The organism is Flavobacterium sp. P3_A6, assembly GCF_056403035.1.
In genome coordinates, this window is the sequence record NZ_JBFUGG010000022.1 from 69,822 (window position 1) to 93,554 (window position 23,733).

Below are 23,733 nucleotides of genomic sequence, written 5' to 3' on the forward strand. Positions count from 1 at the left end.
GTAAAAAAATAAAAGCTTCCAATTCACATAATTCATTATCCCCAAAAAAATGAAAAAAATTACTTTTATAATTACATTCTTTATCCTGCTTACATCATGCGGTGTAAAACAAACCCAAAACAATTTAGCCTCAGGGAATTATGATGCAGCAATTGATATTGCGCTTTCTAATTTGCGTACCAATAAGGACAAAAAAGGGAAACAGGATTATATCTATTTACTCGAAGAGGCATTTGCCAAAGCTAAAGAACGGGATCTAAACACTGTTAGTTTTTTAAGCAAAGAAAACAATCCTACTAATCTGGAAAAAATATACAATACCTATTTAGCATTAAATGACCGCCAAGAAAAAATTAAACCTCTGCTTCCGCTAAAATTAATCAAGGAAGGACGAAATGCAATTTTTCCATTTGATGATTATGACGACCAAATCATAAACAGTAAAAATGCTTTATCGAATTATTTGTATACCAATGCAAAAGCCTTGATGCTGACCAAAAACAAAATGAATTACCGCAGAGTGCATGATGATTTAATCTATTTGGACAAAATAAATCATGGCTATAAAGACATCTCCAAAATGATAGACGAAGCGCAGCTGAAAGGAACTGATTATGTGATTGTACTTACCAAAAATGAAACCGGCATGATTATTCCTGCTCAGCTTCAAAATGACTTATTGGATTTCAAAAGCTATAATCTGAATGACAAATGGACAGTTTATCATAGCGAAAAGCAAAAAGATGTTACCTATGATTACCGCATGCTCATCAGCTTCAGATCAATTTTAATTTCACCTGAACAAATAAAAGAAAGAGAATTCATAAAAGAACGTCAAGTCGTTGACGGACAAAGAAAACAAGTTGATGCTAATGGAAAAATCGTTTTTGACAGGCAAGGAAAACCAATAATGATAGACAACTTGATTAATGCTACTGTAAAAATTAATGAAGTCAAACAATTTAAATCGTGTCAAATCACCGCCAAAGTAGATTACTTCGACAATAAAACCAACCAATCATTTGGATCATTCCCAATCACCAGCGAATTTGTTTTTGAAAATATTTTTGCTTCTTACAAAGGTGATTCTCGTGCCGCCGATGATGGTTACAGCCCAAATTTCTACAACAAATCTGTACCCTTTCCTTCCAGCGAGCAAATGGTTTATGATACTGGCGAAAATTTAAAAGCTAAAATCAATGGAGTTATTACAAACAACCAATTTAGAAAATAAACATTTCCTCATTAAACAAAGAGCAACTCGATTTGAGTTGCTCTTTGTTCTTACAGCTGATTATAAAAGATCACAGCACTAATTTGTGACAGATTTTTTATTGAATTATACCTTTTAGAAATATAAAAGATATTATTTAAATCCTACAATCTGCTCTTCGGCAGCAATAACTTCTTCTACAAATTTTTTGTATTCCAAATAATCACTTGACTTAATATTATCCCAAAGAATAGTCACCTCTCTTTTTACCTTCAGCGAATTATTTTTTAAAAGCTCAAATTGTAAAGTGTAATTTTGATTCTTAAATGCAAAGGTTTTGCTTTCTGGTATTTCAGAGAATTTCTTTCCCTCCGGTATATTCAAGATCACCTCCGATTCATATTTATTATTATTCTCATAAAAGAAATAATTAATATCAAATTTTCTGTTTTCTGCAGCAATAATGTCTCTTGTATACACTTTATCAATGAAAGGAATTTCAGTTATCTTAAGTGTCCCCACTTTTTGCAGATTTTCATTTATTGAAAATTTAGTTTCATAAGTAAGCGCTTTGTCAAATGTCTCATTAGATAAAAGCTTTACCGACTGCAGACTAACCAATTTTTGCAATTGCTTATTGTATCCTTTCTCTATTTCTTTTTCTCTAATCTCTTTTGTGGTAGCATCCGAAAACAGTTCATTATAATATGATTTGGTAGCTCCTTCAATGGTATGCGTATTCACAAATGTTTTGGATTTATCGTCTAAAGTTACCACAGAAGACGTCCTTAAACTGTTTTGAATTGTAGCATCAAAAGGAATATTTATTAATTTGGAAGTTTCATTTTCCTTTTTATCAAATGAAATTACTAATGCATTTGCATTGTATAATGAACTTGGAAGCATTCGATAAGGCAAATATTTATCTGTAAGTTCCAAGAAAACAATTTTATTGTCAATTTTTGTTTGCACAATACAATGATTGAAATCCCTTGAAGGCAATCGCATCGAATTAAACCCATTATCATTTGTTGAAACCAAAACCAAATTAGATTTTAGTCCTGCATATTCAGATAATGCTACAAACAAGGTAGAAACATCTTTGCAGTCACCTAATTTTGTTGTAATTGTTTTGGAAGGTTTTTGAGGAACATAACCGCTTTGTCTAAAATCCAAAGAACTGTAAGTAATGTTTTTTTCTATATAGGCATAGATTGCTTTTGCTTTTTCATTATCACTCAGATTAGCAGTTCCTTTTGGAAAAATACTGTTAAAAGCATCTTTAGTAATTTTATCTAATTTTAGATTTTTCTTTACTAAATCCGAATACCAATTCGAAATATCACTCCATGCTTTTATAGTTCCCACTTCAATAGCATTTGTTAAATCGCTCGAAATTGGTGCATAATCTTCTTTAAGTGATAAAGCTGGAATATTGCTTCTTTTCCAAATACTGCAGTTCTTGCCATTTATTTTTCTATTGGCTGCAACTACATCTCCATTGCTAAAATCAATATAATACTTACAATCTTCTGGGCTTATCAATGCAAAAATAGCTTCGGTAGATGGATATTCGCTGTCAAAATAACAGGACAAATTAAAATCTTTATAGAAACGGCCCGTTCCATTTTCTATGCGCTCATATTCTATATAAATAACATCTCCAACTTTTAAATTAGAAAACACCAATAAATCATTTCCCTGCTCTGCAGGAACTATGGTTCCGTCAGCTTTAATAATTTCAGATTTCAAGACCGTATTACTATTCAAGCTTATCGAATATTCTTTCATCTTTTCGATACCAGTCTCAGATGTCACTTCGTATAAATAAGATATTCTGGATTTTCTTCCGCCTTCAGGAAAAACATTTACAATATATTCGTCCAGTAATAGTACAACTCCGTAATCACTCTTTAAATTAGAATTTCTTCTGGATTTAGCCAATTTATAGACATCCTTAGTTGCTACTTCGTCAATTTCATCTGGAATTTTGGAAATATCATACAGCTGTTTTCTCAGTTTTCCATTACCTGAATTATGAGTTAAAGACTGACGAATGTATTTCTCTGCTTCTTTACTATTTTTCATCAGATTATAAACTGCAGCTTTCTTTTCCATATTTGTAAACGAATAAGGAAAATTGCTCAAATTTTCATCAATGACAGCCAATGCTTCATCATATTTATTGGCATTCGCCAAAATAGTAATGTAATCATTTCTGAAAACATTTATATTAGCATATTCCTTAATCCTTCTTTTTACAATTCTCTCGACAGCAGCCTTATCATTCAGCTCATTATAGTATGTAATCAGCAAATTGTCTACTTCATTGATTATTTTATCTTTCGACAATTCTTCTAAAATAGCAATAGTCTTTGTTTTATCATTTTTTAATTTTAAGTACAAAGTAGCAGATGCAATTTTGAATTTTTCATTCCCATGAGTATCTTTATCAATATCTTTTAACAATCTGAACATCTCCTCAACGTCTTCCTTTTTCGATGCAATCAAAAAATCAAACATCAGTTCACAAAAACGCTGTTTGTATTTTTTGGAACGGTCTCTATAAGTCTCCAATTCAGCAATAGAAGAATTTTGAAGCCACTTGCCATCTAATATTTTCATGAATGTAACATAATAATAATCGATGTCATTTTTTTCAATATTTTTTATAATCTCCTGTTTCTTTTGCTCTTCATCACCTACTAAATCATAGTAACGTAGAAAATAACTTGCTATAAAAGAACTGTTTGAGTATTTTTCATCCAAACCTTCAATCGCTTCATAAGCCTGAACATATTTGCAGTTTGACTCATAAGCCGTGTATTGAAATAACTTGTACAGTAAATTATTTGGATACTTTTTTACCAGATTATCAAAATAGGCTTCATAATCCAATTTTAAAACTTCGGCCTCTACGGTATCCGCTTTCGCAACAGTATATGGCAAATATGTATTACTGAATTTCAAATCATTAGCAACAGTATAATCCAGATTTTTTACTTGTGCCGAAAAGTAGTCACCTCCACCAGAAGAAGACAGTTTAAAAAGCAGTCTGTTAACTCCTTTCTCTAAATCAATTTTTAAAGTATAAGCATCAAGATTTGTTCTCTTAATATCTTGGTTAAAATAAATTTCCTTGTCATTCAAAAACACTTTCAGCCCTTGACTGGCTCCAAAACGCAATAGAAAACTTTTCTTTTCCGGCGAATCAATGAAAGTTTGGGCATATATAATTCCGCTTCCATATTCTCCTTCATTTGTAAAAAACTGATACGCATCATTTTCTATATCTTTAGGATTGTACCAGCCAATTTTACCATTACTGTTGGCATCAAAAAACTTATCATTCTTGGCATAAATTTCAGGTTCATATTCAATCTCTAAACCACTGCCGTTTAAATTTTCAAAAACCCCGCAAAACTGCCATTGCGTTATAACTCCTAAATCGGAAAAAGACTTTTGAGCCGCTTCAAATTGCATTCTTTTACGCTCAAATATTGCTTTTCTGTATTTTACAATAGGCAGATCTTTAAACTTTGGCGATGAAGCCATATAGTCTATTTTATTATAAGTCAAATCATTGCAGGCATCTGTCGAAATATCACTCAGTATGATATCCCTATTGATAAAAGGAGCGATATAATATTGTGAATTAGGCAGTTTTTCTAAGTTTTTAAGCAACGTTTCGTCAAAACTTATTCTTCCGGACTGTTCATCTATAAAAGCATCCAAAAACAACAAATCAATATTAGCCGTTTTACTTTTTCCAAATTGCTTATCAAATAAAACTCTGGCTTCATCTCTTTTATTATTAATCAATAAATTCAGAACGTTTGTATAATCTTGGGAATAAATAAAATTGGTGAAAAATAATAAAAACAGAATAGTAATTTTTTTCATGATTTTTGGTTGGTTAAATAGCTTTTAATTTTTATCTTCTAACAAAGGAACAAAACGAAACTCTCCAAACTCATGTTTTTCAAACTGGGTTTCATTGACACGAATAAGCATCGTCATAATTTGGATGTTCTCTCCCAAAGGAATAACGAGTCTCCCTCCTATTTTGAGCTGCGCCATTAAAGCCTGCGGGATGTAAGGAGCGCCTGCAGTAACAATAATACTATCAAAAGGAGCATGATTTGGAAGTCCTTTATAGCCATCGCCAAAAGAAAGATGTTTAGGACGAATTCCTAATTTTGGTAATAAGACAGAAGTTTGCTTGAACAGTTCATTTTGTCTTTCTATAGAAAAAACCTGAGCCCCCATTAAACACAAAACTGCTGTCTGATACCCAGAACCGGTTCCTATTTCCAATACTTTATGCCCTTTTTGTATTTCTAATAACTGCGATTGGAAAGCTACTGTATAAGGCTGTGAAATAGTCTGGCCTGCTGCAATAGGAAAAGCTTTATCCTGATAGGCATAATCTTCAAAACTGGAATTTAAAAATAAATGACGCGGGATCTTTTTAATGGCTTCCAGCACATTTTTATCCGTAATCCCTTTTTGCTTTAATATATTCACTAATTGATTACGAAGTCCTTGATGCTTGGCTGTGTCTTTCAAAATTTAAGGTTTTTATTATAGAACAAAAATAGAAAACTAAATCAATTTCCTATTCAAAATAAAAATCAAATTGTTGCTCCCAGATAATAAAATTAAGCATACAATTTAGAATTTTATAAATTGGAATTTCTTATTTTATTACTATTTTTGTGGAAACATCATTATTATGCTGAAAATTGGAGTATTAGGTGCTGGGCATCTAGGTAAAATACATTTGCGTTTATTACAACAATCTGAAAAGTATGAATTAGTTGGTTTTTATGACCCCAATCTAGAAAACGCCGAAAAAATAAACAAAGAATTTGGTTACAAAAATTTCAATACAATTGCAACACTTATCCATGCGGTTGACGTTATTGACATCGTTACGCCTACTCTTTCTCACTATAAATGTGCAAAAGTAGCCATCAAATCCGGGAAACATGTCTTTATTGAAAAACCCATTTCAAATACCATTGAAGAAGCTGAAGAAATTATAGCATTAGCAAAAGAATTCAATGTTAAAGGTCAAGTTGGACACGTAGAAAGATTCAATCCTGCCTTTATCGCTACCAAAAACATGATTGAAAATCCAATGTTTATAGAAACACATCGTTTAGCCGAGTTCAATCCCCGCGGAACTGATGTCCCTGTAGTTTTGGATTTAATGATACATGATATTGACGCTATTTTAAGCGTTGTAAAATCTAAAGTAAAAAGCATAAATGCAAGCGGAGTCTCTGTCATAAGTGATACGCCAGATATTGCAAATGCCCGAATTGAATTCGAGAATGGCTGCGTGGCCAATTTGACCGCTAGCAGAATTTCAATGAAAAACATGCGCAAATCAAGATTTTTTCAAAAAGATGCCTACATCTCTGTCGATTTTCTTGAAAAAAAATGTGAAGTGGTTAAAATGAAAGATGCTCCGGAAATTCCTGGTGATTTTGATATGATTTTACAAAATGCTGAAGGGGTAAAAAGACAAATCTATTTCTCCAATCCAGAGGTACTGCAAAACAACGCTATTCTTGACGAATTGGAAACATTTGCCGATGCAATTAATAACGATACTACTCCAGTGGTTACATTAGAACAAGCTACTGATGCATTGAGAGTTGCCTATCAGATTATTGATTGTTTTAAAAAATAAAAATTAATAAATTCTATTAAAGTTTAAGGTTTAAAATCTATTATTTAGGTTTTAAGTTTTAAACTTTTTTAACTTATAAATATTAAAAAAATGAAAATTATTGCAGTAATCGGCGCAGGAACTATGGGTAACGGAATTGCCCATACTTTTGCACAAAGTGGTTTTACCGTAAAATTAATCGATGTTTCCGAAAAGTCATTGGACAAAGGAATGGCGACAATCTTTTCAAATTTAGACCGAATGGTTTCAAAAGGAACTATAACCGAAGAGGACAAAGCCAAGACAATTACCAATATTATTACTTATACTGATATTAAAGATGGCGTTGTAGGAGCAGATTTAGTTGTGGAAGCCGCTACCGAAAATGTAGAATTAAAACTAAATATTTTCAAACAAATAAATGAAGCTTGCTCACATAATACGATTTTGGCAACTAACACTTCGTCAATTTCCATTACTCAAATTGGAGCTGTTGTGGCACATCCTGAGCGTGTAATAGGAATGCACTTTATGAATCCTGTGCCTATCATGAAATTGGTCGAAATTATTCGTGGGTATAACACTAGCGACGAAGTGACAAACATTATCATGAAATTATCCGAAAAACTGGGTAAAACTCCTGTTGAAGTAAACGATTATCCAGGTTTTGTGGCTAATAGAATTTTGATGCCAATGATTAATGAAGCGATCGAAACCTTATACAACAAAGTAGCGGGTGTTTACGAAATCGACACTGTTATGAAACTAGGAATGGGACACCCGATGGGCCCCTTGCAACTAGCCGATTTTATTGGTCTTGATGTTTGTCTTGCAATATTGAATGTAATGTACGACGGTTTCAAAAACCCAAAATATGCTCCTTGCCCATTATTGGTGAATATGGTGAGAGCAGGAAAATTAGGCGTAAAATCTGGTGAAGGTTTTTACGATTACAGCGAAAGCAAAAAAGCAGAGAAGATTTCGAAACAGTTTGTTTAATATTTTTATAAATCCGCGCCATGTCCATTCAACAAAACCTCCTCAATATAAAATCGACTCTTCCAGAACATGTCACTTTGGTAGCGGTTTCCAAAACCAAACCCATTCCTGATTTGATGGAAGCTTATAATGCTGGCCAGCGCATTTTTGGCGAAAACAAAATTCAGGAAATGGTTGATAAATGGGAACAAATGCCAAAAGATATCGAATGGCACATGATTGGTCACGTACAAACCAATAAGGTTAAGTACATGGCTCCTTTCGTGAGCTTGATTCACGGGGTGGACAGTTTGAAATTATTGGAAGAAATAAACAAGCAAGCCTTAAAAAATAACCGAATTATTAATTGTTTACTGCAAATATACATAGCCGAAGAAGAATCAAAATTCGGTCTTGACGAAGAAGAACTTTCAGCTCTGCTAAGCTCACCTGCTTACAAAAAAATGAAAAATATCCGAATTGCAGGATTAATGGGAATGGCTACTTTTACAGATAACCAAAACCAAATCAAAAAAGAATTCACGCATTTGAAATCAATTTTTGATGGATTATCTGACAGAGACGGACTCCAGTCTGTCTCTATGCAAACATTGTCAATGGGAATGTCAGGCGATTATCAATTGGCTATTGCATGCGGCAGCACAACGGTTCGGATTGGAAGTAGTATCTTTGGAGGACGATAAAATTATTCAATGGCAAAAATCAATTGCAATTTCAAAAATAAAAATGAATATCAATAAACCAAAATTTCCTAAAATATTCAATTTTGAAGATCGATTAGTAAGATTTGCTGGAGAGTGCATCCTTTATAGTCGTAAATTAGAAAAAACATTTGAACATGATTATTATAAAAATCAACTCATTAGATCATCAGGTAGTTCTTCTTTAAATTATGGCGAAGCTCAAGGAACAATTACTGACAAAGATTTTATTTTTAAAATATCATTAAGTATAAAAGAACTTAAAGAATCTAGAAATTCTTTAAAAATTCTTGATTATATAAAGGCTGGAATTGAAGAAGAAAGAAATGATTTACTAACTGAAGTTGAAGAATTAATAGCTATTTCTTCAAAAATGATGAATAATAAAAGAATATAAAATCAATTGAAAAATTTAAAATTGATTTTTGACATTGTAATTGATTTTTGATATTGAACATGTACGCAATACTCGACATAGAAACCACAGGGGGACAATTCAACGAAGAAGGAATCACAGAGATTGCTATCTATAAATATGATGGACATGAAATTGTAGATCAATTTATCAGTTTAATCAATCCTGAAATTCCTATTCAGCCGTTTGTTGTCAAACTCACTGGCATAAATAACGAAATGCTTCGTGGTGCTCCAAAATTTTTTGAAGTTGCCAAACGCATCATCGAAATGACAAACGACTGCGTACTTGTAGCGCACAATGCTTCATTTGATTATAGAATTCTCCGCACCGAGTTTCGTCGTTTGGGATATGATTTTAATATAAAAACCCTTTGTACGGTCGAATTATCTCAGCGGTTAATGCCAGAACAGCCTTCACACAGTCTGGGAAAACTGGTAAGAGCACTTGGAATCCCAATGGCTGACAGACATCGTGCCAGTGGTGATGCCATGGCAACAGTCAAACTCTTTAAGATGCTTTTGGACAAAGATTTAGAAAAAACCATCACAAAAGAGCTTATCAAATTTGAAGTCATCAAAGGCGTTTCTCCAAAATTATTAGACATAATCGAAAGTCTGCCTTCCAAGACAGGAATTTATTACATTCATAGAGAAAACGGAACCATCATATTTATTGGACAAAGCAAAAACATCAAAAAAAGGGTCAATCAGCATTTTACAGGAATAACCAGCAGTGCCAAAAAAATTCAGGCCGAAGTATTCACAGTAACCTTCGAAGAAACAGGCAGTGAATTAATCGCGTTATTAAAAGAAGCCGAAGAAGTAAAGAAAAACCGCCCCATTTACAACCGAATGGCTCGCAAAAACACTTTACCTTGGGCTATTTATGCCGAAAAAGACCAAAACGGATATTTGAACTTAAACCTTCAAAAAGCAGATGGGCGCAAAAAAGAAATAACAGCATTTGCTAACCAACAGGAAGGGAAAAACGCTCTCAATCATATTACAGCCAATTATCAGCTGTGTCCTAGGCTCACTGGTATTTCTATTTCAAAAACTCCCTGCGCGCAGCATGAAAACAATCAATGCGATGGTGCCTGCACAGGACAAATATCTTCTGAAGAATACAATTCAAGAGTTCAAGTTTTCATCGACAAGAACCTTTTCGATAACAAAAACATGATTATCATTGACAAAGGAAGAAAAACAGGAGAACACAGCGCTATATTGATCGAAAAAGGAATATGCAAAGGATACGCCTTTTATGATTTAAATTATCAGATCATAAACCCCGAAATCCTAAAAAATATCTTAATTCCCATTCCAAACAATAGAAACACCAGAACTTACATTCAAGGTTATTTAAGAAAAAACAGGGTGCAGAAAATTATTAATTTCTAAAATAAAAATAAATTTCAATAGTAAAGAAATTAGAAGCTAATCCAGCTGTACACTACAACTCCTCATTATTCCAGCAGTTTTTCTAAGGCATAAAAGGAGCTTCTTCCAGTCGCTCTTTTATACCAAGAAAAACAAACTGCAATAATTCCGGGGTTTTCGTTACCATCTGGGCTAAAAAAAGAACATGAAGTATTTAATTACAATAGTCGGACCAACAGCCATAGGAAAAACAGCCTTAAGTATAGATTTAGCCAATCACTATAATTGCGAAATTGTTTCCTGCGACAGCCGACAATTTTTCAAGGAAATGACTATTGGAACTGCTGTACCCAGTCCAGAAGAATTAGCATCAGCTACGCACCATTTCATTCAAAACAAATCTATTTTTGATAATTATACGGTAGGTGATTTTGAAAAAGATGCCCTTATAAAAATAGAAGAATTATTTCAAAACAATGATTACGCAATACTTATTGGCGGTTCCGGATTGTATGTAGATGCCATTTTAAAAGGCTTTGATGAGTTTCCAGCTATAAATCCCTCCATTCGGGAAAACGTAAATCTAAATTATGAAAATCAGGGAATCGGATATTTACAACAACAATTAGAAACGCTCGACCCTTTATATTTTCAAAAAATTACAGCCGAAAACCCCCAAACCCTACAAAATCCGCAACGTATGATGCGGTTTGTAGAAGTTTGTCTTGGAACCGGAAAACCATATTCATCGTTTTTAAATCAAAAGAAAAATAACCGCAATTTTACTCCAATCATCATTGGCCTGGAAGCCGACAGAAGCGTGATTTATGACAGGATAAACCAGCGAGTGGATATTATGCTCAATCAAGGACTTTTGGCGGAAGCCCAATCATTATATCCAAACAAAGAGCTAAATGCTCTGCAAACGGTTGGTTATCGAGAACTATTCAGTTATTTTGGCGGTGAGTTTACGTTGCCTTTTGCTATTGAAGAAATCAAAAAAAACACCCGCCGATTTTCTAAACGCCAGCTCACTTGGTTCAAACGCAAAGAAAACACCAAATGGTTTGATTACCTAACACCTCCAGAAAGTATAATTGAGTACATCACAGATTTCAATTCCAAAGACTATAATCTTTTATAAAATGCCAATAAATAAAAATTTCACCTCAATACTTAGCAAAGACTGGGAAATTAATTTTACCCAATGTACGCCCAACGGCTATTTAAAATACACTGATTTGTGTAATTTACTGCAGTTAACGGCAGCAGCTCATTCCGAAGCGGGAGGAATCAGCTTCACCGATATGCAGGAATTCAGCCAAGCTTGGGTGTTGAGCAGAATGCGCGTAGAAATTATCGAGTTACCCAAATGGAGAGATGTTGTAACAGTAAAAACTTGGATCAATTCCTTAGAGAACTCCCGCTCAGTAAGGGCACTTGAAATGTATGTTAACGGTAAAAAAATAATAGGATCCGAAACCTTTTGGGCTGTCTTTAACACCAAAGCCCGCAGACCAGAACCTTTGGCACTGCCTTATGAGCATTTCGAATTGTATCCAGAAGACAAAGCCACCGAAATGGGATTTTCAAAAATAAACCTGCCCCAAGAAAAAGAAGAAATTTTTGAAAGAACCGTTTCTCTATCCGATTTAGATATTGTTAACCACGCTAATAATGTAAAATACTTAGAATGGTGCTTAGATCTTGTTGATGAAAATAAAATACTGTCTCAACAAATAAAAAGTTTTGAAATGAACTTTTTAAAAGAACTCTCTCTCAAAGATAAAGTAATAATCCACGAATGCGTCAATGAAACTGATGTAGTATTTAGTATCACCAAAGATGACAAAACCTGTTTTGCATTACAAGTTAATTGGAAATAAAAAAGCTTCGGTTAATTTCCGAAGCTTTTTGCATTTTGTGAGAAATCCATTGATTATTTTGCTTTTACAACTAATCTGAATCCTTCTCCATGAATGTTTAAAATCTCAACATCCTCATCTTGTTTCAGATATTTTCTTAGTTTTGCAATATAAACATCCATACTTCTAGAAGTAAAATAGTTATCATCTCTCCATATTTTTGTCAGTGCTAACTCTCTCGGCATCAAATCATTTTCATGCAGAATTAACATTTTAAGCAATTCATTCTCTTTTGGAGATAACTTAATAGGTTCTTCATCGTTGAATGTCAAGAAACGAAGTTTTGAATTTAAGTGAAATTTACCAACATTAAATTCAAATTGAACAACTTCTGTTTTCACATCAGATGCTTTTCTTTGAATGATGGCTTTAATTTTCATTAATAAGACTTCAGAATCAAAAGGCTTATTCAAATAATCATCAGCCCCAGCTTTATATCCTTTTAAAACATCTTCTTTCATAGATTTTGCTGTAAGGAAAATAATAGGCACATCATTATTTTTTTCTCTTATTTCTTTTGCCAAAGTATAACCGTCTTTGTATGGCATCATTACATCAAGGATACATAAATCATAGGCATCCTTTTTGAATTTTTCAAATCCTTCCATACCATTTTTAGCCAAAACAACTTCAAAATCATTTAGCATTAAATAGTCTTTTAGAACTGCACCAAAATTAAGGTCATCTTCTACTAATAATATTTTTTTATTTGCGCTTTCCATACTCTAATTTATTAAAGGTAATTTTATAATGAAGGTACTTCCCTTTCCCTTTTCACTTTCTACATATATTTGACCATTATGGTCGTCTACAATTCTTTTTACATAAGCCAGACCTAAACCGTGACCCTTTACATTATGTATATCACCAGTATGTTCTCTATAAAATTTTTCAAAAATTCTCTTTTGAGCAATTTTACTCATACCGACACCATTGTCTTTTATTTTAATAAGAACCATATCTTTAATGTTCTCCGTATAAATATCAATTTTAGGAATCTCAGGAGTATACTTTATTGCATTTTCCAAAACATTAACTATTACATTCGTAAAATGAACATCATTTAATAAAACTATTTTTCTAATAGCTCCAAAATGGGTTGTAATAGTTCCTTCTCTATCTTCCAGAATCAAATTTACATGTTCGATAGCATCATTGATGACTTCTTCTATGTCGCTGGATTCCTTAATAATATTCAGTTCTTTCTTCTCTAATTTTGAAATCCTTAATACGTTTTCAACTTGAGCATGCATCCGCTTATTTTCGTCCCTAATCATTTCCAGGTACTTAAACACTTTTTCTTTGTCTTCGATAATCTTAGGATTTCGAATGGCATCCAAAGCTAAATTTATTGTTGCAATTGGAGTTTTAAATTCATGCGTCATATTATTAATAAAATCATTTTTGATTTCAGAAATCTGTCTTTGACGTATTAACTGATTTAAAGCTGATGTATAAGCAATTATAATGATTAAAGTAAAAATAATAGATAATATTGTAATGCTTACCAATTGTGATAATAAGAACTTCTTTTTATGCGGGAAAGCGACAAACAGTTTATACTTCTCATTCCCTTCATTATCCGTAAATACTGGTATAGAATAAGTAATAGCTTTATCGTATACAAAATTATTCGATTTTATTTTTGTTACTATTCCATTACTTAAAATTCCAAATTCAAATCTGGTCTTTACCCCATACTCTTCTAATTCTTTCTTGATTAATTTATCCAGCGCCTCATTTGAAACCCTTTCTTCAAGAGGCATTGCTGACAAAATATCTTTATTCGAAATTTCAAAAATAAACTTATCTAAAATCCCTAAATTTCCAACTTTCTCAATCTTAACATCCGGTACTAAACTTTGATTAACAGCAGAATTATCAATCGAACTGTTATTATAAATTTCTGTTATCCGGTTAGAACTAAAGCTTTTAAATTTATTATTATCAAATTTTTTATCAAATGAAGGTAAAGAGATATTATAATTTTTTGATTTAACATTGTTAGAATATACAATAGTCTTATTTGTTTTTGGATTTTTTTGGACGTAATAAAATTCCATTAAATCCTCTTCTTTTGGAGCTATTCCTGTACTGTCTATTTTTTTGTTAATTTTATTATAAAAACTATAAAGCTCATGCTGTTCCAGTTTTTGAGCGACATTTCCTAAAACCTGCTTAACGTGAAACTTAAATTGTTCATCATTATTTCTAAATGAAGTATTAAACCAATACACTTGCACAAGAATTATCCCGATCAAGGATAGACTCATTAACATTACAAGCAATCTAAAAAATAGTTTATTCATTCAAGCAAAATTAATATTTTAACAATATAATAAATAATGCATTAACCAAAGATTAACATTTAAGAGTTCATTTGTTTAATTCTTAAAAATTTAAGAATTTTAACAATTCCTAAGTTTAAAGCCTCCTTAGTAGTATTTTCAATAATAAAATCACTTTTTGATGATTTTTCCTCATCATTCAACTGATTTTTTATTCTTTCCAAAACTTTTTTACGTGTTGTTTTATCTCTTTCAACAACTCTTTTAATCCTAATTTCGAGAGGAGCAACTACATTTATGATAAAATCACACTCTTTATAACTGCCGCTTTCAAATAAAATTGCGCTTTCATAAATAATGTAGGGATTTTTTTTATGCTCTAATAGCCATTGCTTGAAATGCTGCTTCACAGCAGGGTGGACAATATTGTTAAGTTTGGTCAAACTCTTAGAGTCATTAAAAACAATTTCAGATAATCTTCCTCTATTCAGCACACCTTTCTCAAAAATAGCATCTCCAAATTCTGCTCGAATCTGATTTAAAACAGTATCAGTCTGCATTAATTTTTTTGCTTCCTGATCTGTTATGTAAACCGGTATACCATGGATGGCAAATTCATTGGCAACAGTAGTTTTACCGCTTCCAATTCCTCCCGTTAAACCAATTATCTTCGTCATACTATATTTTAAAAAACAATTCGGGGAAAGCTTTTTTCGGATCTTGCTTTAATACAATTACTTTAATATATGATTTAAGAAAACCGATGCCGTAACCATAAAACTGTTTCCAAACGGCAATTAATGACAAATAACCAATTTTAATACTCTTATTCTGTATAGAAGATAACAAAAACAATGCCAAGAAATAGCAAAAATAAAATTTAAGAAGAATATCTTGATTAAAAATCAATAATATTAAAGATACAAAAAATCCTATTATAAAAACAGTTGGGAAGAAAAAAGTTAATTTGCTGTATTGTGGATACCAACTATTGAGTATTGGCCTTGCTTTGCCAAATTTACTTACTTGTACAGTAAATTTATCCCAATCAATTCTTCTTTTGTGATATACGAATGCACTGCTAATAAGTCGGGTTTCATATCCCATTTCCCATAACCGGATGGATAGATCAGGATCTTCACCAGGATGAATATTTCCAAATCCGCCTGAAGCTTTAAACGCTTTATTAGATAAGCCCATATTAAAACTTCTTGGCTGGAACTTTCCAATTTTCTCTGAACCTCCTCTAATTCCTCCTGTAGTCAAAAAAGAAGTCATCGTAAAATTAATAGCTTTTTGAATATCCGAAAAACTGTCTAACGCTTTATCTGGACCGCCAAAACAATCTACATAATCTTCTTGTAAGGCTTTTTCAACTTCGCTCAAATAATTAGATGGAATAATACAATCGGAGTCAAAAATTATAAAATAGTCTCCTCTGGCTTTACTCATTCCATAATTCCTGGAATCTCCAGGACCAGAATTGTCTTTATAGTAATACGAAATATCCAGTCTGTCACCATACTTTTGAGCAACATCTTGACATCGGATTGTGGAACCATCCTCTATCAGAACAATTTCAAATATTTCCTTATAAGTTGATTTTGCTAAACTTTCTAATAATTCATCAACTTCATCAGGACGATTATAAACAGGAATGATCAATGAAAACAACATAATATTGAATTTTTTTATTCTTTTTATTTTTTTGCAAAGGTACTCTTTCTTAACAAAAAAACCTTTTAACCTGAGTTTGATTCTAATAGCAGATAATAACAAAATAACGATATGTTTATCTTTAGCCTTAATTACTTCACTTAATTTTTATTTCCATGGAGTTCCGTGAATTTCATTTGAAGCAATATACTTTGCTTTTTTCCTTTAAAAAAGCAAAAATTTAGCGAAGGGCAAGAACCATATATCCAAAAATGCCTAACATTTCTGCTTCCAAAGTGGCTTTTATTCTTGCTCAAACATCTCCATTACTTCTTGACTGACTCCCATATTAGAGAATCCTCCATCATGCAATAAATTTTGGAGTGTTACTTTTCGAGTCAAATCGGAGAACATGACAACAATATAATCAGCACATTCGGCGGCAGTAGCGTTGCCTAACGGAGACATTTTATCGGCAAAGGCAATAAAACCCCCAAATCCTTTGACACCTTGGCCTGCTCTGGTTACAGTTGGGGATTGTGAAATGGTATTGACTCTCACTTTTTTATCTCTGCCAAAGAAATATCCAAAACTTCGTGCGATTGATTCCAGAAATGCTTTATTATCTGCCATATCATTATAATCAGGAAATACACGCTGTGCCGCCATATAAGACAAAGCAATGATACTGCCCCACTCATTCATAGCATCTTTTTTGTACAAAACCTGCATCAGTTTATGAAAAGAAACAGCAGAAACATTCCATCCTTTTTCTGTGTATTCATAATTTTGATTCGTATAGTGATTTCCTTTTCGGACATTAACTGACATACCGATAGAATGCAGCACAAAATCGATTTTACCTCCAAGAATTTCAACCGCTTTGTCAACAAGTATTTCCAAATCGGTTACAGAAGTAGCGTCGGCAGGAATAATTTGACATCCAATTTTTTCAGCCAGCACATCAATAGTTCCCAACCGCATTGCCGCTGGCGCATTAGTCAGAACAAAAGTCCCACCCTCTTCGTGAATGCGCTCTGCTGTCTTCCATGCTATGGAATTTTCATCTAAAGCGCCAAAAATAATTCCTCTTTTTCCTTTCAATAAATTATACATATTTTTTAAAATAAAGTTATAAAAAAACACCTTATTTCCTTGATTTTAAACTATCAAGCCATAAGGTGTTTTTAAAAATTATAAAATTTGATTATCAAATTAAGATATACTTGGGATTTTAACCAGCTCGTTTGTATCGGCTTGGTAATCTACTCCGTCAAAACCAAAACCAAATAAGTTATAGAAATCACTTCTGTATCCTTCTAAATCTCCTATCTCAGCCAGATTATCAGTTGTAGCCTGTTCCCAAAGTGCTGCCACTTGAGATTGAACATCTTCGCGCATTTCCCAATCATCGATACGGATTCTGCCTTTGTCGTCAGTAATCATTGGTTCTCCACTATATAATCTTTGTTGGTATAAACGCTGAATTTGCTCAATACAACCTTCGTGAATTCCTTTTTCTTTCATTATTTTATACAATAAGGAAATATACAATGGAATTACTGGAATTGCAGAGCTAGCCTGAGTTACCAACGCTTTATTCACAGAAACATACGCCTTTCCGTTAATATCCGCTAAGCTGTCTGAAATAGTAAATGCTGTAGCTTCTAAGTGATCTTTAGCTTGACCGATTGTCCCTTTTCTATAAACCGCCTCAGTTAATGATGGGCCGATATAGGAATAAGCAACAGTTGTAGCACCAGGAGCCAATAGATTTTCAGCTTTCAAGGCATCAATCCACATAGCCCAGTCTTCACCTCCCATTACAGCAACTGTATTGGCAATATCATCTTCGTTACAAGGCTCAATAGAAACGTCTGAAACTTTTCCTGTATGGAAATCTACAGTTTTATTAGTAAATGTACTTCCGATTGGTTTCAAAACCGAACGGTGCAAAACTCCGGTATTTGGATTTAAACGTACTGGTGAAGCAAGACTGTATATGATTAAATCAACCTGGCCTAAATCAGCTTTAATAAGATCTAATGTCTGTCTTTTTACTTCATTCGAAAAGGCATCTCCGTTGATACTTTTTGCATACAAACCAGCTTTATGAGCTTCATTTTCAAAAGCAGCTGAATTGTACCACCCAGGAGAAGCCGTTTTTCCTTCTGAAGGTTCTTTTTCAAAAAAAACGCCTATTGTTGCCGCATCAGAACCAAAAGCGCTGGTTATTCTAGAAGCCAAACCAAAACCAGTTGAAGCTCCAATAACCAATACTTTCTTAGCTCCCGCTATAGTTCCTTTTGATTTTACATATTCAATTTGATTTTTGACACTTTGCTCGCTCCCTTTTGGCTGGGCAGTCAAACAAATAAATCCTCTCATTCTTGGTTCTATAATCATAATCCTTTGTACGTTAATTTATATTGTAATTTTTTAAATTAATTGAATGTTCTTAAATTTTGAATGAGCAAATATAGCCCAATTATTTAGTTCAACAAGGCTTTTGCATGATTTAAGGCAGAATCTGAAATGACAGTTCCCGACAGCATTTGGGCAATTTCTACGACTCTGTCTTCGCTAGTCAGTAATTTCAATTCTGATTGAGTGCCTTCACCAACAGTAGATTTGAATACTTTGAAATGCTCTGTTCCCTTAGCAGCAATTTGAGGTAAATGCGTTATGGCGAATATTTGCATCTGGGTGCTCATTTCTTTCATAATCTCCCCCATTTTATTGGCGATTTCTCCGGAAACTCCTGTATCAATTTCATCAAAAATCAATGTTGGCAATTTTGAATACTGTGCCAAAATAGCTTTCACAGCAAGCATAATTCGAGACATTTCACCTCCTGAAGCCACTTTCTTTAACAAACCAAAATCTGTTCCTTTATTAGCCGAGATTAAAAACTGCAATTCATCTTTTCCATTTTCAAGATAAGCGGAAGACGCATTTAATTCCATTTTAAATCGCACGTTAGGCATTCCCAAAGTTTCTAATATTGCAATTAATTTTTGTGACAATAAAGGAATTGCCTGCAGCCTATTATCATGTATAGCAACACAAATTTGATCCAGCTGTTTTGCATTAGCATCAACTAATGCAGTTAATTTAATAATCTCTTCATCAATATTTCCTAATTCTAATACTGAATTTTCTAAAGTATTCTGGATTGTAATCAACTCATCAACTGTACTCACTTGATGTTTTTTTTGCAAATTGTAAATCAATTGTAATTTCTGATTAATCAGATTTAATTGTTCCGGATCATTGATTAATTTTTCAGAACAGCGGTTTAGCTCAATTGCGATGTCTTCAAACTCAATTTTTAAACTTGTTATCCTTTCAAATAACAAATTATAATCAGATGAAAAAAGAGCAATTTTTTGAATGGCATTTTTTATTTCGTTCAAATTATGAAACACTCCTATTTGCTCTTCATTGGCGATAGCCAACGACTTATCAAGCGATTCTTTGATAATCTCAACATTATTTAATTGCTCATAATTTTCTTCAAGAATTTCCTGTTCTCCAGATTTTAATTTAGCCCCGACCAGTTCTTCCAAAAGAAAAGTATTGTATTCCTGCTCTTTGAATACTTCTGATTTTCTTTTAATTAAAGCATTTAATTTGCTTTTATCTGCCTTGAACTTTTTTAATTCCGATTGATATGAATTGATAATGTCAATATTATTGGCAATAGCGTCAATAATTTTAAATTGCACTGATTCATCAGACAACTCTTGAGTTTGCTGTTGCGAATGAATATCAATCAAATACAAACCTAACTCCTGCAGTTCCTGCAAATTTACAGGACTGTCATTTATAAAAGCTCTTGATTTTCCAGAAGGCAAAATTTCTCTGCGGATAATAGTATCATCTTCATAATCCAAATCATTTGCTTCAAAAAAAGAACTCAGATTGTATTTGGATATCTCAAAATGAGCCTCAATCACACATTTTTCCTCTTTATTTTTAAGCGAAGTTAAATCAGCTCTTTTTCCCAAAGCCAAACCTAAAGCTCCTAATATTATCGATTTACCTGCACCAGTTTCCCCAGTAATTATCGAAAAACCCTTCGAAAAATCGATTGTTAATTTCTCAATTAACGCATAGTTTTTTATAGCTAGTGAAGTTATCATTAATTAAATTTATAAGTATAGATTGGGTTAAGTGAACAGAAATTATAAAAGACTAATATTTTAATGATTGCCATTTATTTGAATTTGACGGATATGTTCTATTCAAACTGTCTACCAAATCATTGATTGCAATACTTGGCCCTCCAGTAAATACAGATACAATTTCATCTGATTTTGAATCCATAAAAACACGCAATAAATAGGAATTGGGCTTGGTTTCATTCAATTTAGCCAAGTTCATTAGCGAACTTTTGATAGTTTCTTTAGCCTTTTTGAGGTCTTGGCTCATTATATCAAGACCAGAATAATACTGCTGGCTTGATTGTCTTATCTCTGCATAAGTGGGAGACAATAAATCATTGATTAAAAAATACCTGCTCAATGTTCCGTCAGATTGATTCCATCCTTTATATCCTCCCTGCTGCGCCAAATTTGCGATATTAAGCGCTTCTTTAAAATAACGGTCACCAACGAATGAAACAAAAGTATCGGCATCCATTCCTAAGATTACATAAGAATAAAACGACAAAACAGACACCAAATTAGAATTATAGCTAGTTGGAATGTATATCAAATTCTCAAATTCTGTATAATTAAAAGTAAAATCTTTGTCATTTATATTCAAAACAGGAGAGGAATAAGTCGAATTATAAATGTTTCTTGAAGACTGCACTTGAATATTTGCAACAAACTGATCTGAGCCGTAACTGGATATCGTAATATACATTGAACAGTTTATCCTTTCCTTTTGCGGAAGTATTTGCCCTGTCCAATCGGTTTTATTTACAAATTCATTTATGGCAGTTTCTAATGTTTTAAAAACCTGCTGATTTGCATTACTTATTTTTTGAGTATTTAAAGTTACAGTACAATTCAACTGCTGGGCTTGAATAAAGCCACACCCTAAAAATAAAAATAAGATAAATTTAATCATAAAAATGTGCTATTACTTTATTCAAAATATCATCAGCCACAGCTTCTTTAGATTTTAAATCCAAAGGTTCAATATGAAAAGCATTATCAATAAAGGTAACTTTATTAGTAGGTTTGCCAAAACCTGCCCCTTCATCCTGTAGTGAATTTAAAACTATCAAATCTAAGTTTTTTTTCTGAATTTTTGCTTTAGCATTCTCAATTTCATTTTCAGTTTCTAAAGCAAAACCAATTAGAAATTGATTTTGCTTGAATTCTCCAAAAGATGCTAAAATATCCTTGGTTTTTTCAAGCTCAATTGTAAAATCATTAGCAGCCTTTTTTATTTTCTGATTTGCAACAATTTTAGGTTTGTAATCTGCAACGGCGGCAGCGGCGATTACAACATCCATATCCTGATAATATTGATGGCAGGCATCATACATTTCCTGAGCAGAAACTACCGGAATGACATGAACCAAAGGATGATTTATTTTACAATGTGTTGGTCCAGAAACCAGTGTTACTGCAGCGCCTAAATTTGCCGCGCTCTGAGCAATATCAAATCCCATTTTTCCTGAAGAATGATTTCCAATAAAACGCACAGGATCGATTGCTTCGTATGTAGGACCTGCAGTAATCAGTATTTTTTTTCCTTTTAAAGGCAATTTACTTTCAAGATCTGCTTCTAAAAAAGTAATGATGTTTTCAGGCTCTGCCATTCGGCCTTCTCCAGATAAACCGCTGGCCAATTCACCATTTTCAGCTGGTATCATTGTATTACCAAAAGCCTTCAATATTGCAAGGCTTTCAATAGTAGAAGGATGTATATACATGTCTAAATCCATCGCTGGAGCAAAATATACTGGACATTTTGCAGATAAGTAACAAGCAATCAGCAGATTATCACATAATCCGTTTGCCATTTTAGATAAGGTATTGGCTGTTGCTGGCGCAATGAGCATTATATCTGCCCAAAGACCTAATTCTACATGGCTATTCCACTGCTCATTTTTTTCATCTTTATTATAAAATTCAGAAAAAACAGGATTTTTAGACAGAGTAGATAAGGTAAGCGGCGTTATAAAATCCTTAGAAGCAGGTGTCATTATCACTTGGACATGTGCACCTGCTTTTATGAAGAGTCTAACTAATGAGGCCGTTTTATACGCAGCAATTCCGCCAGAAATACCCAGCAAAATCTTTTTTCCGCTTAAAACTGACATTAGTATAGATTATTTATTTGAATCTCTGTGGTAAATTTTGCCGTCTAACCATTCTTGAACAGCTAAAGCGTGCGGTTTTGGAAGTTTTTCGTAAAATTTAGAAACTTCGATTTGTTCTTTATTTTCAAAAACTTCTTCCAAACTATCATTGTAAGTAGCAAATTCTTCTAATTTCTCAGTCAATTCTTTTTTAATTTCAGAATTGATCTGATTTGCTCTTTTAGCCATAATTGTTATCGCCTCATACACATTTCCAGTAGGTTCTTCAATAACAGTTTTGTTGTAAGTTATTGTATTTACTGGAGCATTTGTCTTTTTTAAATCCATGACTTTATTTATTTATTAAACTTTTGTAATTCAACATCAATTTTGGCTAACTTTTCGTCAGCTTCACTTTTGAATTCTGTGTTTGGCTTAAATTTAACCAAATTATTATAACAGGTTTTAGCAGTAACCAATCTTTCTTCCATTTTCATCAAAATACTGTTCATTGCTAACAAATAAGCAGAATCTAATTTATAATACAATGCTTTTTCTTTATAAGAAGTCCCTGGATAATCTGCAATAAAATTATCAAATGCGATTAATGCTGATTTGTAATTTGAAATTTTATAATATTCGAATGCATTTTCATAAACTTTACGTTCAATCTTTTCATTCAGTTTTTTTGATGTTGCATTAGCCTCTGCTATATATTTCGAATTAGGATAACGGTCAATAAATGCCTGAACCTTTTCAATAGCTTTAAAAGTGTCTGTCTGATCTATACTGTAAACTGGAGACAGCATAGCATAACTCTTAGCGCCTAAATAGGAACATTCTTCAGCTTTCTCACTTTTTGGATAACCCGAATTAAAATTATCAAACTGATATCCAGCTAAATAATATTGTTTTGTTTTATATAATGATTGCGCATACATGTAAAACAGCTTTTCTCCCTGCGGTTTTCCTCTATAGGATGGTGCTAACTGTTCGAAAAGACGAATTGCTTTTGAATACTTACCCGCATCATATAATTTCGTTCCAACCTCAAACTTAAACGCTACATCTTCTTTTTTTAATGCATTCTGATATTCGCCACAAGAACTAAAAAACAAAACAACAAGCAATACAGATATTATTTTTTTCATTTCATTCACTGATTTTAATTTTATTGCCTAGTGTATATACGCAGTAAAAGCCACCAAAGTT

Annotated in this window: 21 protein-coding genes; 8 read left to right on the forward strand and 13 right to left on the reverse strand. The window is 32.8% G+C overall.

Annotation, left to right across the window (positions count from 1 at the left end; genetic code table 11):
- The first annotated feature begins 49 nt into the window (after nt 1–49).
- Nucleotides 50–1,234, forward strand: a complete 1,185-nt coding sequence (locus tag AC1DVP_RS17575) for a hypothetical protein (RefSeq protein WP_477184781.1) — start codon at nt 50–52, stop codon at nt 1,232–1,234.
- 132 nt (nt 1,235–1,366) lie between these two features.
- Here the strand turns inward: AC1DVP_RS17575 and AC1DVP_RS17580 are convergent, their stop codons facing one another.
- Nucleotides 1,367–5,116 (reverse strand): transglutaminase domain-containing protein, encoded by a 3,750-nt coding sequence (locus AC1DVP_RS17580; protein ID WP_477184782.1) that lies wholly within the window; start codon nt 5,114–5,116, stop codon nt 1,367–1,369.
- A 24-nt stretch (nt 5,117–5,140) separates the two neighbouring features.
- Nucleotides 5,141–5,782, reverse strand: coding sequence for a protein-L-isoaspartate(D-aspartate) O-methyltransferase (locus AC1DVP_RS17585; protein ID WP_477184783.1), 642 nt, complete (start codon nt 5,780–5,782; stop codon nt 5,141–5,143).
- 166 nt (nt 5,783–5,948) lie between these two features.
- On the opposite strand from AC1DVP_RS17585, the gene AC1DVP_RS17590 reads away from it, so the two are divergent.
- The 7 genes from AC1DVP_RS17590 to AC1DVP_RS17620 all read left to right on the forward strand — a co-directional run bounded on the left by AC1DVP_RS17590 (nt 5,949) and on the right by AC1DVP_RS17620 (nt 12,276).
- A complete protein-coding gene (locus AC1DVP_RS17590; RefSeq protein ID WP_477184784.1) occupies nt 5,949–6,914 on the forward strand; it encodes a Gfo/Idh/MocA family protein in 966 nt (321 codons plus the stop codon).
- A 90-nt stretch (nt 6,915–7,004) separates the two neighbouring features.
- Nucleotides 7,005–7,892 (forward strand): 3-hydroxyacyl-CoA dehydrogenase family protein, encoded by an 888-nt coding sequence (locus AC1DVP_RS17595; protein WP_477184785.1) that lies wholly within the window; start codon nt 7,005–7,007, stop codon nt 7,890–7,892.
- A 20-nt stretch (nt 7,893–7,912) separates the two neighbouring features.
- Nucleotides 7,913–8,575 (forward strand): YggS family pyridoxal phosphate-dependent enzyme, encoded by a 663-nt coding sequence (locus AC1DVP_RS17600; protein ID WP_477184786.1) that lies wholly within the window; start codon nt 7,913–7,915, stop codon nt 8,573–8,575.
- Nucleotides 8,547–8,990, forward strand: a complete 444-nt coding sequence (locus tag AC1DVP_RS17605) for a four helix bundle protein (RefSeq protein ID WP_477184787.1) — start codon at nt 8,547–8,549, stop codon at nt 8,988–8,990. Before AC1DVP_RS17600 ends, AC1DVP_RS17605 begins: the two co-directional genes overlap by 29 nt.
- A 59-nt stretch (nt 8,991–9,049) precedes the next feature.
- Complete coding sequence (locus tag AC1DVP_RS17610) at nt 9,050–10,411, forward strand: exonuclease domain-containing protein (RefSeq protein WP_477184788.1); 1,362 nt, start codon at nt 9,050–9,052, stop codon at nt 10,409–10,411.
- A 184-nt stretch (nt 10,412–10,595) separates the two neighbouring features.
- Complete coding sequence (gene miaA / locus AC1DVP_RS17615; protein ID WP_477184789.1) at nt 10,596–11,534, forward strand: tRNA (adenosine(37)-N6)-dimethylallyltransferase MiaA; 939 nt, start codon at nt 10,596–10,598, stop codon at nt 11,532–11,534.
- A 1-nt stretch (nt 11,535) separates the two neighbouring features.
- A complete protein-coding gene (locus AC1DVP_RS17620) occupies nt 11,536–12,276 on the forward strand; it encodes an acyl-[acyl-carrier-protein] thioesterase (RefSeq protein WP_477184790.1) in 741 nt (246 codons plus the stop codon).
- 53 nt (nt 12,277–12,329) lie between these two features.
- On the opposite strand, the gene AC1DVP_RS17625 is transcribed toward AC1DVP_RS17620, so the two are convergent.
- The 11 genes from AC1DVP_RS17625 to AC1DVP_RS17675 all read right to left on the reverse strand — a co-directional run bounded on the left by AC1DVP_RS17625 (nt 12,330) and on the right by AC1DVP_RS17675 (nt 23,672).
- The gene (locus AC1DVP_RS17625) at nt 12,330–13,037 is read right to left on the reverse strand and encodes a response regulator transcription factor (RefSeq protein ID WP_477184791.1); all 708 of its coding nucleotides are present in this window, start codon (nt 13,035–13,037) and stop codon (nt 12,330–12,332) included.
- A 3-nt stretch (nt 13,038–13,040) separates the two neighbouring features.
- Complete coding sequence (locus tag AC1DVP_RS17630) at nt 13,041–14,624, reverse strand: sensor histidine kinase (RefSeq protein WP_477184792.1); 1,584 nt, start codon at nt 14,622–14,624, stop codon at nt 13,041–13,043.
- A gap of 59 nt (nt 14,625–14,683) precedes the next feature.
- Nucleotides 14,684–15,280: a dephospho-CoA kinase gene (gene coaE / locus AC1DVP_RS17635; RefSeq protein WP_477184793.1), complete on the reverse strand. Its 597-nt coding sequence runs from the start codon at nt 15,278–15,280 to the stop codon at nt 14,684–14,686.
- A 1-nt stretch (nt 15,281) separates the two neighbouring features.
- Entirely contained in the window at nt 15,282–16,280 is a 999-nt protein-coding gene (locus tag AC1DVP_RS17640; RefSeq protein ID WP_477184794.1) for a glycosyltransferase family 2 protein, read from the reverse strand.
- Between the two features lie 282 nt (nt 16,281–16,562).
- Entirely contained in the window at nt 16,563–17,375 is an 813-nt protein-coding gene (locus AC1DVP_RS17645) for an enoyl-ACP reductase FabI (RefSeq protein WP_477184795.1), read from the reverse strand.
- Between the two features lie 99 nt (nt 17,376–17,474).
- Nucleotides 17,475–18,665 (reverse strand): enoyl-ACP reductase FabV, encoded by a 1,191-nt coding sequence (fabV, locus tag AC1DVP_RS17650; protein ID WP_477184796.1) that lies wholly within the window; start codon nt 18,663–18,665, stop codon nt 17,475–17,477.
- A gap of 86 nt (nt 18,666–18,751) precedes the next feature.
- Nucleotides 18,752–20,404, reverse strand: a complete 1,653-nt coding sequence (recN, locus tag AC1DVP_RS17655; RefSeq protein WP_477184797.1) for a DNA repair protein RecN — start codon at nt 20,402–20,404, stop codon at nt 18,752–18,754.
- A gap of 52 nt (nt 20,405–20,456) precedes the next feature.
- The gene (gene porD, locus AC1DVP_RS17660) at nt 20,457–21,338 is read right to left on the reverse strand and encodes a type IX secretion system protein PorD (protein ID WP_477184798.1); all 882 of its coding nucleotides are present in this window, start codon (nt 21,336–21,338) and stop codon (nt 20,457–20,459) included.
- Nucleotides 21,331–22,542 (reverse strand): bifunctional phosphopantothenoylcysteine decarboxylase/phosphopantothenate--cysteine ligase CoaBC, encoded by a 1,212-nt coding sequence (gene coaBC / locus AC1DVP_RS17665; protein WP_477184799.1) that lies wholly within the window; start codon nt 22,540–22,542, stop codon nt 21,331–21,333. The genes porD and coaBC overlap by 8 nt, the downstream gene beginning before the upstream one ends.
- 9 nt (nt 22,543–22,551) lie before the next feature.
- Nucleotides 22,552–22,869: a DNA-directed RNA polymerase subunit omega gene (locus tag AC1DVP_RS17670; RefSeq protein ID WP_026709525.1), complete on the reverse strand. Its 318-nt coding sequence runs from the start codon at nt 22,867–22,869 to the stop codon at nt 22,552–22,554.
- Nucleotides 22,870–22,877: 8 nt separating this feature from the next.
- Nucleotides 22,878–23,672 carry an outer membrane protein assembly factor BamD gene (locus AC1DVP_RS17675; RefSeq protein ID WP_477184800.1) on the reverse strand — a complete coding sequence of 265 codons (795 nt, stop codon included), beginning with the start codon at nt 23,670–23,672 and terminating at the stop codon, nt 22,878–22,880.
- Nucleotides 23,673–23,733: the final 61 nt, after the last annotated feature.

Coding starts and splice junctions, on each gene's coding strand:
- AC1DVP_RS17575 (WP_477184781.1), top strand. CDS start 50: ATGAAAAAAATTACTTTTATAATTACATTCTTTATCCTGCTTACATCA.
- AC1DVP_RS17580 (WP_477184782.1), bottom strand. CDS start 5,116: ATGAAAAAAATTACTATTCTGTTTTTATTATTTTTCACCAATTTTATT.
- AC1DVP_RS17590 (WP_477184784.1), top strand. CDS start 5,949: ATGCTGAAAATTGGAGTATTAGGTGCTGGGCATCTAGGTAAAATACAT.
- AC1DVP_RS17595 (WP_477184785.1), top strand. CDS start 7,005: ATGAAAATTATTGCAGTAATCGGCGCAGGAACTATGGGTAACGGAATT.
- AC1DVP_RS17600 (WP_477184786.1), top strand. CDS start 7,913: ATGTCCATTCAACAAAACCTCCTCAATATAAAATCGACTCTTCCAGAA.
- AC1DVP_RS17610 (WP_477184788.1), top strand. CDS start 9,050: ATGTACGCAATACTCGACATAGAAACCACAGGGGGACAATTCAACGAA.
- miaA (WP_477184789.1), top strand. CDS start 10,596: ATGAAGTATTTAATTACAATAGTCGGACCAACAGCCATAGGAAAAACA.
- AC1DVP_RS17620 (WP_477184790.1), top strand. CDS start 11,536: ATGCCAATAAATAAAAATTTCACCTCAATACTTAGCAAAGACTGGGAA.
- AC1DVP_RS17625 (WP_477184791.1), bottom strand. CDS start 13,037: ATGGAAAGCGCAAATAAAAAAATATTATTAGTAGAAGATGACCTTAAT.
- AC1DVP_RS17630 (WP_477184792.1), bottom strand. CDS start 14,624: ATGAATAAACTATTTTTTAGATTGCTTGTAATGTTAATGAGTCTATCC.
- coaE (WP_477184793.1), bottom strand. CDS start 15,280: ATGACGAAGATAATTGGTTTAACGGGAGGAATTGGAAGCGGTAAAACT.
- AC1DVP_RS17640 (WP_477184794.1), bottom strand. CDS start 16,280: ATGTTGTTTTCATTGATCATTCCTGTTTATAATCGTCCTGATGAAGTT.
- AC1DVP_RS17645 (WP_477184795.1), bottom strand. CDS start 17,375: ATGTATAATTTATTGAAAGGAAAAAGAGGAATTATTTTTGGCGCTTTA.
- fabV (WP_477184796.1), bottom strand. CDS start 18,665: ATGATTATAGAACCAAGAATGAGAGGATTTATTTGTTTGACTGCCCAG.
- recN (WP_477184797.1), bottom strand. CDS start 20,404: ATGATAACTTCACTAGCTATAAAAAACTATGCGTTAATTGAGAAATTA.
- porD (WP_477184798.1), bottom strand. CDS start 21,338: ATGATTAAATTTATCTTATTTTTATTTTTAGGGTGTGGCTTTATTCAA.
- coaBC (WP_477184799.1), bottom strand. CDS start 22,542: ATGTCAGTTTTAAGCGGAAAAAAGATTTTGCTGGGTATTTCTGGCGGA.
- AC1DVP_RS17670 (WP_026709525.1), bottom strand. CDS start 22,869: ATGGATTTAAAAAAGACAAATGCTCCAGTAAATACAATAACTTACAAC.
- AC1DVP_RS17675 (WP_477184800.1), bottom strand. CDS start 23,672: ATGAAAAAAATAATATCTGTATTGCTTGTTGTTTTGTTTTTTAGTTCT.